The 16,934-nt window shown below is 45.6% G+C and carries 17 protein-coding genes and 1 pseudogene; 11 read left to right on the forward strand and 7 right to left on the reverse strand.

Translation table 11 applies throughout. The annotated features are described in order from the left end of the window. Positions 1 to 8 precede the first annotated feature (8 nt). From WJM45_RS20340 to WJM45_RS20360, 5 genes are all read left to right on the forward strand, one after another. Entirely contained in the window at positions 9 to 1,412 is a 1,404-nt protein-coding gene (locus WJM45_RS20340) for a hypothetical protein (RefSeq protein ID WP_341326836.1), read from the forward strand. Further along, a complete protein-coding gene (locus WJM45_RS20345) occupies positions 1,409 to 1,606 on the forward strand; it encodes a CopG family transcriptional regulator (protein WP_341326837.1) in 198 nt (65 codons plus the stop codon). Before WJM45_RS20340 ends, WJM45_RS20345 begins: the two co-directional genes overlap by 4 nt. A gap of 142 nt (positions 1,607 to 1,748) precedes the next feature. After that, complete coding sequence (locus WJM45_RS20350) at positions 1,749 to 2,018, forward strand: hypothetical protein (protein WP_341326838.1); 270 nt, start codon at positions 1,749 to 1,751, stop codon at positions 2,016 to 2,018. Beyond that, on the forward strand, positions 2,015 to 2,434 hold the full coding sequence (locus WJM45_RS20355; protein ID WP_341326839.1) for a PIN domain-containing protein: 420 nt from the start codon (positions 2,015 to 2,017) through the stop codon (positions 2,432 to 2,434). Before WJM45_RS20350 ends, WJM45_RS20355 begins: the two co-directional genes overlap by 4 nt. 9 nt (positions 2,435 to 2,443) lie before the next feature. Further along, the gene (locus WJM45_RS20360) at positions 2,444 to 4,147 is read left to right on the forward strand and encodes an NUDIX hydrolase (protein ID WP_341326840.1); all 1,704 of its coding nucleotides are present in this window, start codon (positions 2,444 to 2,446) and stop codon (positions 4,145 to 4,147) included. Between the two features lie 357 nt (positions 4,148 to 4,504). Here the strand turns inward: WJM45_RS20360 and WJM45_RS20365 are convergent, their stop codons facing one another. Both WJM45_RS20365 and WJM45_RS20370 read right to left on the reverse strand, forming a co-directional pair. Then, positions 4,505 to 4,711, reverse strand: coding sequence for a DUF6794 domain-containing protein (locus WJM45_RS20365; RefSeq protein WP_341326841.1), 207 nt, complete (start codon positions 4,709 to 4,711; stop codon positions 4,505 to 4,507). A gap of 150 nt (positions 4,712 to 4,861) precedes the next feature. Continuing rightward, entirely contained in the window at positions 4,862 to 5,074 is a 213-nt protein-coding gene (locus WJM45_RS20370; protein WP_341326842.1) for a helix-turn-helix transcriptional regulator, read from the reverse strand. 143 nt (positions 5,075 to 5,217) lie between these two features. On the opposite strand from WJM45_RS20370, the gene WJM45_RS20375 reads away from it, so the two are divergent. The 6 genes and pseudogenes from WJM45_RS20375 (at position 5,218) to WJM45_RS20400 (ending at position 10,160) form a co-directional block, all read left to right on the forward strand. Continuing rightward, positions 5,218 to 5,448, forward strand: a complete 231-nt coding sequence (locus WJM45_RS20375; protein ID WP_341326843.1) for a hypothetical protein — start codon at positions 5,218 to 5,220, stop codon at positions 5,446 to 5,448. Next, positions 5,441 to 6,631 carry a DUF3596 domain-containing protein gene (locus WJM45_RS20380; RefSeq protein ID WP_341328984.1) on the forward strand — a complete coding sequence of 397 codons (1,191 nt, stop codon included), beginning with the start codon at positions 5,441 to 5,443 and terminating at the stop codon, positions 6,629 to 6,631. The genes WJM45_RS20375 and WJM45_RS20380 overlap by 8 nt, the downstream gene beginning before the upstream one ends. Next, a complete protein-coding gene (locus WJM45_RS20385) occupies positions 6,628 to 6,990 on the forward strand; it encodes a hypothetical protein (protein WP_341326844.1) in 363 nt (120 codons plus the stop codon). The genes WJM45_RS20380 and WJM45_RS20385 overlap by 4 nt, the downstream gene beginning before the upstream one ends. Before the next feature lie 533 nt (positions 6,991 to 7,523). Then, positions 7,524 to 8,009, forward strand: a pseudogene (locus WJM45_RS20390) (HD domain-containing protein); the annotation flags it as partial. Positions 8,010 to 8,098: 89 nt separating this feature from the next. Then, positions 8,099 to 9,187 (forward strand): AAA family ATPase, encoded by a 1,089-nt coding sequence (locus WJM45_RS20395; protein ID WP_341326845.1) that lies wholly within the window; start codon positions 8,099 to 8,101, stop codon positions 9,185 to 9,187. Positions 9,188 to 9,812: 625 nt separating this feature from the next. Continuing rightward, on the forward strand, positions 9,813 to 10,160 hold the full coding sequence (locus WJM45_RS20400) for a helix-turn-helix domain-containing protein (RefSeq protein ID WP_341326846.1): 348 nt from the start codon (positions 9,813 to 9,815) through the stop codon (positions 10,158 to 10,160). 225 nt (positions 10,161 to 10,385) lie between these two features. Here the strand turns inward: WJM45_RS20400 and WJM45_RS20405 are convergent, their stop codons facing one another. From WJM45_RS20405 to WJM45_RS20425, 5 genes are all read right to left on the reverse strand, one after another. Then, on the reverse strand, positions 10,386 to 11,051 hold the full coding sequence (locus WJM45_RS20405; RefSeq protein WP_341326847.1) for a hypothetical protein: 666 nt from the start codon (positions 11,049 to 11,051) through the stop codon (positions 10,386 to 10,388). A gap of 203 nt (positions 11,052 to 11,254) precedes the next feature. After that, complete coding sequence (locus WJM45_RS20410) at positions 11,255 to 14,050, reverse strand: hypothetical protein (protein WP_341326848.1); 2,796 nt, start codon at positions 14,048 to 14,050, stop codon at positions 11,255 to 11,257. Continuing rightward, on the reverse strand, positions 14,047 to 14,649 hold the full coding sequence (locus tag WJM45_RS20415; RefSeq protein ID WP_341326849.1) for a hypothetical protein: 603 nt from the start codon (positions 14,647 to 14,649) through the stop codon (positions 14,047 to 14,049). Before WJM45_RS20415 ends, WJM45_RS20410 begins: the two co-directional genes overlap by 4 nt. Next, positions 14,646 to 15,890 carry a hypothetical protein gene (locus WJM45_RS20420; protein ID WP_341326850.1) on the reverse strand — a complete coding sequence of 415 codons (1,245 nt, stop codon included), beginning with the start codon at positions 15,888 to 15,890 and terminating at the stop codon, positions 14,646 to 14,648. Before WJM45_RS20420 ends, WJM45_RS20415 begins: the two co-directional genes overlap by 4 nt. Then, positions 15,887 to 16,762, reverse strand: coding sequence for a WYL domain-containing protein (locus WJM45_RS20425; protein WP_341326851.1), 876 nt, complete (start codon positions 16,760 to 16,762; stop codon positions 15,887 to 15,889). Before WJM45_RS20425 ends, WJM45_RS20420 begins: the two co-directional genes overlap by 4 nt. Positions 16,763 to 16,934: the final 172 nt, after the last annotated feature.

Here is a 16,934-nt window from a genome sequence, read left to right on the forward strand (position 1 = left end):
GATAATGCATGAGCTATTTTTTATGGGTCGAGGATTTTGAAGGCGATCCTAAGGCAACCGCAAGCAATGTGTTAGGAAGCGTATTCAACGTTAGCTTGTTCGATGAAGATAAACGGGCGCTGAAAAAAAACATGAAAGCCCAGGGCGTCTTTATTGAATTGACGCTACAGGATGGCCTGGAATTTATTACCTCGGATCTGGACAAAAAAGTCGATTACATTATTCTAGACATCGACTTGCCTGCTTATCCTCCCGATATCGCTTATAAAGATGTAACTAACGAAGAGTTTTTGCATTTGTTAGAGACCTTCGAAAATTATCAAAAGCAGGAGGACGAAACGGCTAATGAAGTGGCTTGGAAAACCGCATGCAGCGAATTGAAAAAAATTGCAGGTTTCTATCTTTACACGAAACTGGTCGTTGAGATGGGTTTTCCCAAACAGCATATTTTATTTTGCTCCAATCACGCCAATCAGACCGAATCGATTTTGAAAGCATTCAAGACCGCTAAAATCGTCTTGCCGAAAATCTACGAAAAGGCCGATCCGTTCGTGCAGCACTGGACCAAAGACCATTATCAAAATCCTTATTCAAGATTACGGCGCGGCATTATCGAAGCTTGCCGTCATCTAAAAGATCATCCCGAAGGCCGCTATCGCTTTAAGCGGTTCATCAATGAAACGGAAAAACAGCCCGGCTTGGACGATGTTCACGATTATTTAGACGTGCTGGCTAATTTTTTACCGTTGCGCGAACCGGAACAACCGGCGGTTTTTTATAAACTTTTGACCCGAACGTTGGCCCACGAATGGGAGGCGGCCGAACCGCAGCGGCTTGATAGGCAGAATGAATTGTACGCATTTTCGTGGATCATGAAAATGACCCGTAATTGGTCTGCTCACAGCAAGATTTTCGAACAGTTGGAAGCCCCGGATGTGGCTTATTTGTTCATCGTCAATATGCGGGCAATGTTCGAGTTGGGGGATAAGGTGTTGCCTTATGAGCGACATCTGTTAAGCCTGTTCGATCGCCCTCTTGATGAATCGGAGATGTCGAAGAAATGCGGCAGCGATCACAGCGACAGACAGCTTCCATTGATTGAAAACTATGCGAACACACTGAAAAAAACCGGCAATACATGGCAAGCCATTAATTTTCATGACGCATTGAATAATCTGCAGAAAAACAAAGACAACACTATTGAAAGCGAATTTTTTATCAAGGGGCTCTATCAAGCGTTTTGGTTTTTAACTTCGAAAGGCGGTGTGTACCTTCCACCCAACGAAGATCGAATCAAAACATTCTCAGTTTTGAAATACCAATTCAAATATTTCGATTACAAAGAACCGAACTTTATTTTCGAACTTGCCAGGCATATTTATCGCCCAAGCTTTCCGGAGACTAAATCATGACCGCCCTGCAAACCCAAATCCCCGATCAACTGTTGCAGCAAGCCCAATATTTGGTGCAACAAGGTTGGAACGCCAATATCGACGAATTGATCGCCGAAGCGATGCGGCGTTATCTGGAATCGCATCATGACGCTATAAGCGAACAGTTCATACGAGAGGATGTCGATTGGGGGCTGAAGACATACGAAAATTAGAGAACTCATCAGCGAGTTGGAAAAAGCCGGGGTTGTTAATCGAGGCGGCAAAGAAGGCATTGCCGCCACTGACATCAGGCAAGGACGATGCGAATAAAATGCTTGATGTGGCTTAACGGTAACGAGGGGGAGAAAATTCATCATGAACAGAACTGAAATTGAACAAGCGGTGTTGAACGAAATCCACACGTTGCCGCTGGATAAAGTCGAAGCGACATTGAATTATGTGTTATCGCTGAAGAAGTCGGCTAAACCGGCCAACACCGCGCCCGATCATCCTTGTATCGAACAAGTGGAGGGGCAAAGAATTTTGTCTATTTTGAAGGATACCGGTTTTCTCGCCAGCATGCCGGATGCCGCGGATTTATCGGAAAATTATAAGGATTATCTCGATTGGGGCGATAAGACATGATGATGACCGATAGCGGTTTTTGGGTGGCATTGGTCAATCCCGATGATCATCATCACGCTACTGCCCTCGAAGCCTTATCTACGATTAATGAGCCGTTGATTACCACTTATCCGGTAATTACCGAAGTATGTCATTTGCTGCTCAAACGACGAGGCATTCAATCGATGTTGGCTTTTGTCGAAAGTTACCGCCAAGAAGCATTCTCGGTTTTTCAGATCAATGATGCTAAACACAAAGACCGGATCGTTACGCTGATGCAGCAGTATGCCGATTTGCCGATGGATTTTGCGGATGCGTCTTTGGTGCTATTGGCCGAATCTTTGGGACACAGTCGAATTTTGAGTACCGACAAACGGGATTTTCATACCTACCGCTGGAAAAACCATTACCCTTTTTTCAATATGTTGCCTGTTTAAAAACCGGCTATGCGCATTTCAGAAAAACACTCAATCGCGGAAGTCATAAAATCCTTGCTTCCGCACTTACCCCGCTTCGCCGAAGAAGAAGGCGATCATTACAGCGTCAACCGCTGCGACTTGATCAATGCGCTGTGCCAAAAACAACATCTGGATCGGAAGCTTGCCGAAAATACGGTCAATTGGTGCGAAGCGCTGCTCGATACCTTGGCGGTTTTGAATATCGATGCCTTGCAACGCGGTGAATGGTGTTTCGTTTCTTTCCCGGCCCAGTTGATGGCTTTGTCCGTGTTGACGGCCCTAAGCGATTCGGATTCGCGCTATTTCGAGCCGAATTTCTGGAATACCCGGGACGTGGATTCCAGCAAGCTAGAACGCCAGCGAGAAGTCTTGCAGATCATCGAGAATCGCCGCAACGATCGTCATCTGAAGCAACAAGCAGAGCCGGTTCGTTATATTCATGTCGCCTGGAGCGTGATCAAGCATGAAGGCAAGGTGCTGTTTTTTCATCGCGAGGATAAAACCCGCCATGAAAAGAATTCGGGAAATTACGGCCTAATCGGAGGTCGCGTCAATCAAAATGATTTCATTGGTTTCAATGGCGATAGTCAAGCCAAATTACGGCTCTTGCAATCGGCGGATCGTACATCGATACAGTCGGCGTTGGCGAAAACGCTGAAAAGGGAATTATTGGAAGAAGTCGGTTTGGAATACGAACAACATTATTTATTTCGTCCCTGGCGAGCTTTAAAGCCTTATCGACAAGTGCAAGGTGCCAAATCAAACCACGCCTTGACCGACTATTTTCTGGAGATTTTTTCTATTGAACTGACCTTGGAAGGCTTTTGCTATTTGCAGCAAAAGATTACCGAAGACGAACAACTCGTATGGTTTACGCTCGATGAAATGGCGCAAGGCCAAACGCGGGACGGAAAAACCGCCTTTATCGAAGCGCTGTACAAGGATTTTGACGACAACAGGGAGCGCTTGAAAGCGGCTCTGGACGATTTGGACGACAGTTTCAAAACGAATTATCTCAATTGCCAAGATCCGGCAAAATACCGAATCGTATTACCGGGAAATGAAAGCCAACCGATTTGCGCCGGCGCACCGGGCAAGGAATCGGCGATTGACTTGTCGCTGGATCAATCAAGCTTATCGCTGTTATTGGGTTTAGCCGCGCATTTGCGCGAATTTTCCTTTGTTGAAAAAGATGCCTCTATCATGCTGAATCCATACGGTTGGATAGAAGTGGAGGACGATTGCGAGTTACAGACCGAACTTGTCGAACTGGCCGAGGCGTTCAAGGGCTCGACGGAAATCGTGATTGAAAACCAAAAGGACCGTTGGTTCAGGCTGTCTATTTCTCCGGATTGCGTGTTTTTCGACGACTCTTATTTTCGCTGTTCTGTCGATCGGAAAGATATGCAAAGCCGCAAAAACAAGGTGCGGGTGACGGCAATGCGCAGGGAATTCGGCACCCGTTTAGGAACTGTGGGTGAGGATAAAAAGGACTCCAAGGTTCCGATAAATGTCGTTAAGTCTTTGGATAATCTAAACAAGGGCAATCGGAATGACAGCCTTACCGATTCAGTTCGGGATAGTTACAGAAAATCCCAACTGCATGACTGTTTAGCGAAACTTGGAATGAGAGGTCTGCTAAGACAAGATGCCGGTGCAGTAAAAATCTATTGCGAGTTTGTGATGAATTGAAACGGCGGATTTACGAAATCCGACCATTAAGCCAGATCATTTCTTAACAAGGTAAAGCTTAAAGCGGTGCTGGATTCTAAATCTCTGTCTGCTTTAAGAATAACACCGGTCAAAAGGAATTCGTATGGTTGACAGGCTGTTTTGGGTCGGTAGCGCCAATTGATCTTCATCATCCGAATGGCTCCTTTTTACAACATTATAAAGTCACTTAATCTGAGAAAAAGTGAATTTATACGGTCAATTAATTCGAGAAAAAATTAGCGGATAAGGTCACGAAATGCCGTTTATGAAATCAAGAAACTACAGATAGAGGTGTAGTAAAACGGTCTACCGGCACCGTAAAATAACGCAGGCACGCTAGCTTATTGTAGGGCTGCCATCCTGCAGTTTTCTCCATAACTCCAAACTAATCACTCCGAAAGCATCGTTCGGGTAAGACGTGCCGCACGAGGAAAACAATATGCTTCCAGGCTCGTGCAAGCCAAACGCATTCCGGACCGCAGCGCCAAGGCCGAAGTGCAAATCGGTCAGGTCGCTTTCGGCGGCTTTGCGTTTGGATTTCAAGGCATCTCTAAGTGTTAGAAAGTACAGATCCGATTATCTTCTTTATCGACGTTAGTTACCTGAAGAATGATCTTTGCTCATAAGTGAGGGCAATATTCTCCTTACTTAAGCATAGGGCTTACATCGCTAAATGTTTCTCTGATCATTCTTTTATTTTGAATCATCAGGAAAAAATTCGAAAAGGTCCCCAACAGTGCAATTGAAGTATTTGCACAGCTTATCCATTGTTTCTAAGTCAACGCGAGCTGCTTCTTCTCTATAGAGAAGAGTAATCGTGTTGCGGTGTAAGTCGGTTTCTCTCGCTAAATCAGCAATCTTTAGCTTCTTCTTGCCCATTAATTCTGATAAATGGCACTTGATCATAATTCATCCAAAGTAAAAATATTTCATTCAGAATGAAATAAATGCTTGCAAAATGATATTTTGAGCCTTAAAATGACATTCAAGATGAAATTTAACCATCTTGAATAACTTTTTATCATTCAGAATATCAGATAGGAGGCGTTATGTCTTTAACTTATTTAACCACTGCCGAATTATCGGAAAAAATAAAATACGATGCTCGTACGATCCGCAATGTCCTAAAGGATAGTGTTTTGCTGGAAGGCCGCCATTATGTTCGTCCTTTTGGAGGACGCAAGATTCTTTTTATCTGGGAGCATATCGAACACGATATGACTCAGGTTCAATCCGATTTTGCCATTCCTTTGAGCCAAGGAGGTGTTTGTCATGGGTAGTATCCGCGTGCGCCAAGAGACCGGTAAATTGTTCTTTGACTTTAAGTATCAGAATACCCGCTGCCGTGAACAGACTACGCTGGACGATAACAAAACAAACCGTAATCGTTTACAGAAGGTGATGGATAAAATTGATGCTGAAATCACGTTGGGCATCTTTGATTACCGAAATTATTTTCCGAATAGCTCGATGGTTGCCAAGTTTGAACATCTGGAAACCCGAAATAAGATTCTAAGCGGTAATGCCAAGCCCAAGTTTAAGGAATTCGCTGCAGAATGGTATGACGAAATGCAGGTTGGTTGGCGTCATTCTCATCAGGTGACGGTAAATCGGATGTTGAACGATCGGATCATGGACTGGTTCGGAGAAATGGAGGTCAGCCACATCACTAAAGCCGATATTTTGAAGTTTCGCGCCTCGCTCGCCAAAGTAACGCGCAAAAATGGCAATCAGTTATCCGCCGAATACATCAACAAGTACCTGAAGATTCTTCGGATGGTCCTTAATGAAGCAGCTGACCGATTCGATTTTACTTCACCTTTCCGTGGAATTAAACCGTTAAAAAAACCCAAGTCGCATATCGATCCGTTTTCACTGGAAGAGGTGAATCTGATTTTGGCTAATGTTCGAGCCGATTTTAAGCCATATTACACAGTTCGCTTTTTTACCGGCATGCGGACCGCTGAAATCGATGGCCTTAAATGGAAATATGTGGATTTTGAACGTCGTCAGATCCTGATCCGGGAAACCTGGGTGATGAAGCGGGTGGAAACCACTAAAACAGATGGTTCGCAACGGGAAATCGAAATGTCGCAGCCAGTTTATGACGCCTTGCTGCAACAATGGCAGGTGACCGGCGGCAAGTTTGATTATGTGTTCGTGAACCGGGCCGGTCAACCATTGGAATACAACAATGTTTCGCGCCGAGTCTGGCATCCTTTATTACGCTATTTGGAGCTTCCCCGACGTAAAGCCTACCAGACTCGCCATACTGCAGCGACCTTATGGCTGGCATCTGGTGAAAATCCGGAGTGGATTGCCCGTCAAATGGGGCACACCACCACGGAAATGTTATTCCGCGTTTATTCCCGTTATGTGCCTAATCTGACCCGAAAGGACGGTTCGGCATTTGAACGGCTGTTGGCTGCCAGCTTAAATGCCGACCAGGACGGTGTCGCATGAATACAGTAGTCACACAAGTTCAGCGCTTAAAAAAACAGCAGCATTCATCAAGCCATCCGTATTCGCCTGGGCTTGAAATAACACACAATCATAAATTGCCTAATATCGAGCCGGATCTCAACCGACCTCAGAATTTTCAGCATCTATTGGGATGTCTGTGTTATGCCTTGGCTATAGACGATGCAATACCAATAGCGCCCGCGTTAGGAATGCCGAAAGAACTGAGCAATCAGGTGGCTTTGAGCATATGGGTTCGCACAGAATTAAGCAGTATGCAGTTTTTAGATAGTAGTGCTTTATTCAATTACTTGGTTTGCCGACTAGATAATCTTACAGATCACATAAGGGGGAACGTGTGATGATTGTTACTAAAATAAATCACGTCACAACGCGCAATAGGCCAGATCATCTAAGAAGTGCTGATACAACAGCTTTCTCTACCAAACAATCAGTGTGGCTAGTAGGTTCAGTCGAGGCTCTACTGAAACGCCATACGGATTCAGGCGAAATGCATTTTCTGTTGTTGAAACGGGTTAACGGGCAGCTGCTGCGATGCAAATGGCGCGCAGAAAACATACCATCATTACCTGAGGTAGGTCAGGTTATCCGGGTCGAGTTAGAAAACAGAGTTGATGTCATAACTCAAAATCTGAATCAAGTTCCTTCCGCCGACGGAGCTCTTCTGGTCACTGATAGCAAGACACATCATTTCATTCGTGCATGGTATTACAATCAGACATGTTATTCACCGGAATGGTTGGAACGCATGTATTTCGAAACTGCTGACGTGGCCGCATTAGAGCGCTTATGGCTGGTTATACGGAGTTTGCCCGTTAGTTGCCTGAGGGATTGGATGTTTGAGATTTTCGCCCAACCGGATTTTAGTATTCCGTTTGTTCGGGTTGCCGCTAGTCACAGCCATCATCATAGTCATGCCGGAGGTCTATTGATACACAGCGTGGAGTGTGCTGAATGGGTGGCTCAAGTTGCTAACAATACTTTGAATCCTAAAGAAGCCGCACTAGCTATCACGGCAGCCTTATTACATGACGCCGGCAAAATCGTGACGATGCAGCCGGGCAATGACAATCCGTCTGTAGCTCATGAAGTGCTGACACTGACAGTGCTGGAACCGGCACTGATCCGGTTACAACAGCAATGGTCGTCAGGCGCTTACGCGCTGAGGCAAATGCTGAGTTGGTCACCGCGTTACGAGAAGTTTCCAAGATTGCCCGGCACCCTGCTGGTAAAAATGGCCGATCAGTACAGTACCGCATTGTCTGCACGTAACAAGGCTTTTGATGAGGCCCCGGTCTATTACCATTGGGCCAAATTACAAACCTCAAGCAGCGCTCAGATTTTCAATCGAATCAATTAACCATACGTTTCAGTGACTGATCCGTTCGATTTAAGAACGAATCAGTCATCGGATTACTACAGGCCGATTAAAGACCCCGGAGTACTTGAATGTATACTCATAACCGAAACCATTTCCTTCGACATTATTTGAAAAATAAAGCCCTCAATCATTCATTATCCGCTAAGCATGAGCAATTCGATCCGAATCAGATATCTGCCTTAGTACAGGTTTTTGATACGGTCAAAATGGATGAAATGCTGAGCCTTCATGATCGTAAAAGTAATTTGTACCGAAATCATCAAAGGTATTTGCATTATCTCGAAGATTCGTTGGGTTTATTGCCGCTCAGTCGGTTGTCTAAAGACATTTTTAGCAAGCTCGACGACTTAGCACTGAAATTTCCAAACTTTGTCAATGTAATTGAATTTTACCGAGAGCAATTTGCGCTGGCATTGATGAACGAATCGCCAACGTTCACCGCCAATCCCCTATTGATTTCAGGCCCCCCTGGGGTTGGAAAAACCGCATTCTGCCGTGCATTAGCCAAAATCATCGATACGTATTTTGAATTCGTCAGCTTTTCCGGCATTACGGCAGGTTTTGTGTTGGGCGGCATGTCGTCGAATTGGGCGGATGGGAAACCCGGCCGAATTGTCGAAACCCTAGCTCGTGGCCTCAAGGCAAACCCGCTGATTATGTTGGATGAAATCGATAAATGTGGTGGGGACAAACGTTATGACCCTTTGGGTTCGCTATATCAATTATTGGAGAAAGAAACCGCGTCAACCTTCGTTGACGAAGGATTGGAGATTGCGACTGACTGTTCTTATGTCGTTTGGGTGGCGACCGCCAATCACTGTGAATTGATTGCCGAACCCATTCTTTCTCGCTTCACCATTCTCGAAGTCAATCCACCCAACAAGGAACAGATGAAAGCTGTTTTACAATCGATTTATGACACTATCAGACAGCAGCATACTTGGGGAAGTCAATTCAGTGAGCATTTGTCGTCGCCACTGGTTGAAAAAATCATCCTGAGTCGATTAGAACCTCGATTGCTGCAACGAGAACTGATTGCCGCGTGCGGGAAAGCCGCGTTGAGAAATACTGCCGAAGATGGAAAAATTTCAGTCTTTCCTGAAGATTTTGTGCCACGGCAAAAGGCTAACCGATTGGCCACCATTGGATTTATTTAACTTGATCATCCCATGACCGCTGAACAAAAAATGATTGTTCAGCGGTCATGGGAAAGTTTTCGTATAGCTAATGGACGGTAGTTATTGGTTAAGAGGGGGTGATGTCGGTCAGGATTCTACATGAGACACGAAGCAGCAAACTCATTAATGCCTACGCTTTATTAATTACCTCGTTAATCAATTGGATGCCATCTTAATCAAGCACTGGAGCGACAACATATGAGACAAATAATGACACAACGCGACACACCTGTTACCTAGATTTTAGCTTTGCCCCGATCGGTCAAAGGTCATACTGTGACTCAAGCTGACCCAGGCCATAATGGGTCAACCTGAGCCAGGCAGGTATGTCAGTTTGGTCAGTAGCGACACAACGTACGGCTAAACAGGCCGGTAATCTTTTAATCTTCTGGAACATATGAGACAGACAATGACACAACGCGACACATCTGTTATCTGGGTTTCAACTTTGCCCAGATCGGTCAAAGGTCATACTGTGACTCAAGCTGACCCAGGTCATAATGGGTCAACCTGGGTCAGACAAGTCTATCAGATTGAGTCGATATTATTACTGCGCCAGCCTGAAAACTCCGATATCGGTCCAGTTCTTTAAATGGAGTCTCTGATGCAGGAAAGTAGCATTTGGGTGACGTTGAGCGAAGCGCTGGCTCTGCTCGGCGTCAGCCGCAAAACCCTATACCGTTACATGGACAGAGGACTCTTATCCTACAGAAAGGCGGCCAATGGCCACCGTTATCTCTCCAAAGACGAAATTGACGCTTTTCTGGCATCACATCCTGCCAATGCCAATATCCAAAGTGACGCCCAAACTCAAGATTATTCGGCTTTAATCAAGCAACTTTCAGAACTCAACAACAAAATCGATCGACAAAATCAATTACTGGAAATAATGATCGAGCTTTATAAACCGGAAACGATGCATGAGTTAATGGTAAAGCGGAAAATTCTTTAGAAGCCGTTTCTAAAGCGCATAAAAGATCAGTATGGCAATCAAAAAGTCGAATCGAATGTTCTTACTTTCATTTTCGTTTATTGGTCTTCGCCGAGCTATCGTAGGAGTGAAAATGGTCAGCCAATACAGCACAATGTTATCGGCCAGCACCAAGGCCTTGCTTAACTTAACTCATAAAACTGAAATTACGTAGGACGATCGTCCTGGCAATATGATGCAAATAGGTTACAACCATATCGCTTCTTGCTCTAATGCTTTTCCATGACGTTGCGATAACTCAGCGAGCTGTATAAAGTTAATATCCAGCAAATCCGCTGACTTAAGATTGTTGTAGGCATTTTCAAATAAGATGCGAGTGCGTGACCAAATTTCCGTATCACCAAATTCTTTTAGTTTTTCTTGCCAGTTTGGCATCCAGTAAAAGCTTATTTTGGTTTCAGGATGGATAGATTGAGCAAGACGAGCATAATTCGACAAACCTATGCCATCGTAATCAGGAAACAAAATGAGCTGTTTACTTCGAGGAAATTGCGATAACCATTGCAAAAGTAAATCTGGCAGTTGGCCGGCGTAATAAATGAGACAGCCATCGAAATCCTTTTCCAGCCAATCTGATTGGTCGAATAAGGCTTGGTTTTCGATTAACAGCAAAGTTCTGTTACATTGCCAGCTTTGATCTGAATTAACCTGTAACGCAGCCGCGCCGAATTGCTGTGTCGCTGACGTAACATTTAAAATGTTTTTTCCGTCCTGCCAAACCGCGCCGTCAGCCCAGGCTTTCATTAGTAAATAATATGACCCGTGAGTGGATTTACCCTTTTTGCTATTGCGATTAATCCCCAGATTGCGGCTGCGGGCCGGCAAGTCGGACGGGAGATCGCTTTCGGACAAAGGATGCAGCTGCTTAAAATAACTCGATAAGCCTTGCCGATTAAGCACTCGATACGTCGTACTTCGACCCTGCTTGATGAGTTCTATTAGTCGTGTACGCCGTGCAAAATCTTCTAAGGCTTTTCGTTGCTGTGGAGAAAAATCGGATTGTTTGGGCGTGTCCTGATTTTCCAGCAATCGTTTGATCGCATCGGATAAAGTACTCACGCTAAAGCCTCTTCTATCGGTTCCAGAATCTGCCAATTCAATCGACTGATATGGTTTTTGCCGTTGCTGGTGCCAATTGGGACGCAATATCGGGCGGTAATTTGCGGTTCGGGAGAAGCGAAAATCAACGAAAACCCGAATTCAGCGGCGGTTTCGATTAAATTGCGTTGGTTGCGTTGATCCAATGAAGCGGCTTCATCCAAATAACAAGCGGTTTTGATGCTTTTTCTCGGATCTTGCATTTGATTGAGCATAGCTAAACCGGTGATCAACTTAGCCATTAACACTGTTCCGTTAGAAGCAGCGCTGTCGAGTTCTTCGAATTCGGCAGCATTTTGATTTTGCTTGCCGATTACGAAGACGAGCCGAAATAGATGCTCGACTCTAAGACTGCCTAATTTTTCTCCCTGCTTGATTAATAAATCTTTGGCCTTATTGAGCTCCTTGTCGTCAAGAACGGCATTATGGTCGAACAAATCGAACGAACTGCCAGAGTCAACCTGCTCCGACGTTGAAATCAACGTTCGTATTGCATTGACGATCGCCTCTTCTTCACGAGGCTCGATCTTGAATACCTTGAGGTCGGATAGCTGGCGGCGATTGATTTTGGTATTGAAATCCGTCATGCGGCGTTTCAACGTTTCCAGACTGTCGCGTAAGTCTCTCAAGATGGCGGCCACTTGCACCACGGCAGAACGTGACTTGCGCTCGATCGCCGCCTGTTCTTGTTTGAGTTGGGCGGTGTAATTGAACAATGCTTGCAATTCCTGTTCTGGTCCTTCCTGTACCTGAAACTTGCTGACGCCGTCATGATGCAAATGGATCAAACCTTCGGCCAATTCTTTATCCAACTCCCGCAATCGCTGACAATCCTGGTTGTAAGCTTCGATCTGATCGGCCAATCGATCGATTTCAAGCCGGGCGGCCTGCATGCAGGGCAGATGTGGCAGTTCCTCTAAAAAGTTAAACGGCGTTTCATGATCCTTGCGTTGCTGGCGGGCGATATGTATGCGTTTGTGCCGGTCGTTCAAACTTTCCCGATCATTTTTTACGCGCGTTTGATTTGATTCGATGGCAGACTTTTGCTTTTTGAGTGTTGCTTCTTCAACCTCTAATGCCTGACTCTTGTTTTCCAATTCTGTGATTGACTGCTGCCGTTCGGAGGCAGAGGCGCGCAAGGTCAGAAGCTCCTTATACTGTTCAATCTCCTTTCTTTGCTGGGCGAGCTCTCGATCAAATTCGTCTACTTTTGCTCTTTCTTGCTCATACTGTTCAACCGTTGTTAGTAGTTCTTTCCACTGGGTTAGTTGCCGCTGCAATTCTTCGATGTCGGCTTGCAGCTCGGCGGCGGTCCTGATTTGCATATTGGGTTCCAATGCGGCAAGGTCGATCGATAATCCGGCCGCTTCGAGATGATATCCGTTAATACGATCGACCAATTCCTGACCGAAAGCACGCAGGCGGTTTTCATCCAGTACTTGTACCTTGCCGCCTGCTGCAACCGGCAAACTCAACGCCGCACCGGCCAGCAAACGAATAAGTGCGTCGAAGCTTTCTGTCGGCAGTGACTGTTGCAACAGTAGATACAAATTGTTGTTGAGTGATGCTAATTGTCGACTAAGCTGACCCATCTCTTGCCGGCATTTTTTTATATTGTTGCGAATAGTATTGGGGTTTGGCTGACTCTTGGCGTTTTTTAAGCGGGTGACTTGCTCGTCGCGTTTCTCTTGAAGGTTGTCAAGCTGCTTTTCCAATTGAGCGAGATCATGAACGAAATGGAATTGAACCGTCAAATCCTCATAGCGTTTTTCAAGCTGTTGTTGCTTTTCGAGCTGGACGCCGGTTTGCGCTTGATCTTTGTAAATTGTCCTTTGCCTCGCTTCGACTTTATCCCATTCTAACTTCAACTTAGCCGTATCGGCCTCTATGCTTTGGCTTTGTTGATTGAAATAAGCCTCCCATTCCGCCAATGCATTTTCTATCAACGGTCGCCAAAGAATAATCTTGCCACGTAACTCCTTACGCTTGTGCTGATTCTGCTCCATGCTAAGAATGAGTGCATGGTTGCGAAATACCGCATCGTATTGCGATTTGTCATAATTCACATCAGCAAACGACTTATCCCATTCTTCCTTGAAATTGACGCTGCGGTCATGCAATTCGTTCTTGTAGATTTCCAGCAAATACTCTTTCACTTGTCTGCTATCTAAACTATCCAGTCGTAAAGTTCGGGTCAGAATACGCTGATAGGTTGCCGCCTGCGAAGTAAACTCTAAAGGAAAAATCGTCAGATCGGGATCGTCGGAGCGTTGCTTTTGTCTGTTGCCGTATAACAATGCGCGTAAATCGCTTGATTGATAAATTTTTGCCAGTTTGCCGCATTCCAAGAGTTGATCGATCAATTTGGGTTGAGTCACGAGCTTGCCATTATCCAGGCGATAATCTTCCACATCGAGACCACCTTGGTAGGCAAAATATTCGTAATCGTGACTCAATCCTTTGCCCACGCAACCGATAACGGCCATGCCCGTCGGTAACAGCACTTCCAGCAAAATGTAAGCGCTATTATCGGGAAAATAAAACTTTCGTGAGTTTTCAATCGAATGGGCGCCAAAGTCCATCAAACGCCTGTCGATAATCAGCAAAAACTGCAAGGCGTTGATCAAACTGGTTTTACCGGTGTTATTCGGGGCAATGATCGATACCGCATCATCCAGCGGCAATTCCGCGCGGCTGTAGCCCGCGCTATTCAGCAGCACCAGTTTCTGAAATCCGTATTGTGCCAAGCTCACGCGATAGGCTCCTGTAGCTCATTGTCATCGTCCTCTCCGGTTTCGGCAGAGACGGACGTTTGGAGATCCAGCTCGGGTTTATCTGCCTCGGCCAGTTCCTCAAACAAATCCAAATAGCGATGAACGGCAGGCAAAAGCCGATAGCTGCCATCGTCGAATAGGGCAAAACCCACACGAGTCGCCCGATCCAGAGTATCTTTCAATGCTTGTAGACTAGCCAACTCTTCCGCTTCCAGCATGGCGTGGTAATGTTGGCTGAGAATTTCCAATAAAGGGCTGTCGATTCGCCATTGCTGAAACTGAAACAAATGCAGGCCCTGGTCTGCTTGATATTCGAACAATAACATCAACAATAATGCCAAGCGACGGGTCAATTTGCCGGTGTAAGAACTGGCTTGTTCGGTTTTAAAATAGGCAAAGCCTCTCCCGTCCATCACCAATACAAATCCCAACGCGGAGAACAGGCTTTCATAACATGCATAGTGCTTTTCCAAGTCCAGCCAAAGTTCGGCATCTTGCAACCGATTGATATGCGCGCCGGAACTTAACACCTTAAACAGCTGTTGGAGTTGGGTTAATTGTTTTAAATCAATGGTCATGCCGACTCCATGACATGGCTGTGCAGTTGAATGGCGACTTGTTTCAGCGTGATTCGAACCGATTCTTGATTCGGTGTAGCATTAACATCCGGCAGGCGTATCAATTTGTGATAAAGCTTCAGCAATGTAGCATCCTGAAATGTGCCGTAATGTTCGACCAACCAGCGCATCAAGTCCGGAACGGGTAAGCTGCGATACAAATGCCGACGGATAGCGTCTTCGTCGACTTTTTCCAGCGTGAGTAAAAGTTGATCTTCTGTATGTTCCGGAAAATCGACGGATTTGGCTTGATAACCGCGTACTTGTTCCATCAGGTTCAATAACTCAGGCCCTACCGCGACAGTCACAGAACGTTCCTTTCGCCAAACCGGCAAACACTGGCCGGAAAAGGTGCGATCCAGGCCTTTTTTTCGAACCTGTCCCAGCAATTGGCCAATGGCGGCACTCAAGTGATTATGCCGACGAATTTCCTCACGTAACGGCATCAGCGTGTTCGTACATTGCTTCAATGAAACGCGACCGTTTTGGCGCACATCCTTAACTCTGAAACCGACCTGACGCAACATCTGTTGATGGCTATACAAGCCGCCTTGAATGGCCAATGCTTGCGCCAATGATTCCATCACGGTTTCGGCGCGTTCCAGCAACGGGTAAAAATTCCCGCCTGCACCGGTATCCATCAGTTCTTCCATGGGGAGGACATACTGGTCGTAAGCGTCTAACACTTCCCGATAGCGATGCGCCAAAGGCATGCGCTCATCACTGGATTTAGCGCGTTCGGCAATGGCTTGAATCGCATGGCTGTCTTGCTCAAGTTGTTGCAGAATTTGCCGAAGCTGCTTGTCGATGCGAATAGCGCCATTTTGCAGGGCGGCCATATCTCGATTTTCCATGGCTTGATGCAACTGTTCCAATCCGGCTTGAATGTCGACTATCCTTGCTTTCAGAATGTCGGATAAACCCAGTTCATGCTCATGCATTAAACTACTGACAAACTGACTGACGTTTTCGTTGATTTGCAAACTGTCACTATGGGACATGGCGATCAACAATTCGCTGTTGACCAATTGTTGCAAACGTTCCAGTTGTTGTTCATGGCTGTCTTGTGGGTAGACTTTATGCAGCAACGCCAATAAATCGTCCCGCTCAAACGCAATATGCTCTCGTCCCAAAGCCACCAGGTATTCGATGATGTCCCAATGTTTATCGAGCGCCCGAACCAGACTGCGGGGATTAATCATACTACGCTACCATTGGGGGCCGTTTCTGAATGATCGCGATTAAGCCAAACAATCTGCTGAATTTTAGGCGCTAAAGGCGATTCATCGAGGTGTAGCAAACGTAAATAATAAAGCCGCATAGCTCGACGCACCGTCAAATGCAGTTTGCCGTCTTCCATCCCGAAATCATCGGCAATAATGGCTTGCTGTTCAGGACTCAAATCCGGATGCGGGGCAATCACTAAGGTCTCAAATTGAGTCCAATCCTGATCGTTTTCGACAAAATACTCAGCATTTTCCAATAATTCAGGCGAAGAAATGAATCTCGCCAAAACGAAATCTCGATAGCCTTCGTGTTCAAGACTATAGGCTCTGATATGCCAGCGAAAACCGTTGAACACTAAGGTATGAGGTTCGAGCACGAGCGATCTAGGTTCTCTGGAGAGTGATTGGTAAGCCACTTTAATCTGCCGTTTTTCCCGTATAGCTTGGTGCACAATCCGAAGAATTTGAAGATCCAGTTTACGTTCGGGAGGATCGAGTATTTCAACCCCGATACCGATTGGAATGATAGGTAATACCACCGATTGTCCCAAACAACTGCCTGCTTCAATCAAACGAAGATACTCCTCTGCAGTGCCACGCATGAAATGCGGTGTAAATTGGTCGCTCGGAAAATAGGCCTTCTGCTTTCGATCGTAAAGCAGATTCCTTTTGGCTAACTGGTGATATAACGAAAAGTCCTTGGAGGCTTGCCCTCGTGAAATGCCAAACAATTGAATCAAACTGCCAGTCGTCACCCGACCTTCCCACAATACAGTAGCTTCCAACAAGGCTAAGCGTTGGCGCGTATCCCACTTCAGCGGGGAGTCGGTTTGATTCAATGAATTCATATGATCGATTATATGTCATTTTTTTTGACATACCATAGCGCGCACATTATAGTTTTGCCATTAGTTTGAGCGTTAACCAGGTGACACTAAAGTTGAGTGTTTCTGAAATACCTGTTCACCTCAAGCTTTAACGCCCCATTTCGGTTTTTTAAAACGGTAATTGGAATAATAC

Source organism: Methylotuvimicrobium sp. KM2 (assembly GCF_038051925.1).
GTDB lineage: Bacteria > Pseudomonadota > Gammaproteobacteria > Methylococcales > Methylomonadaceae > Methylotuvimicrobium.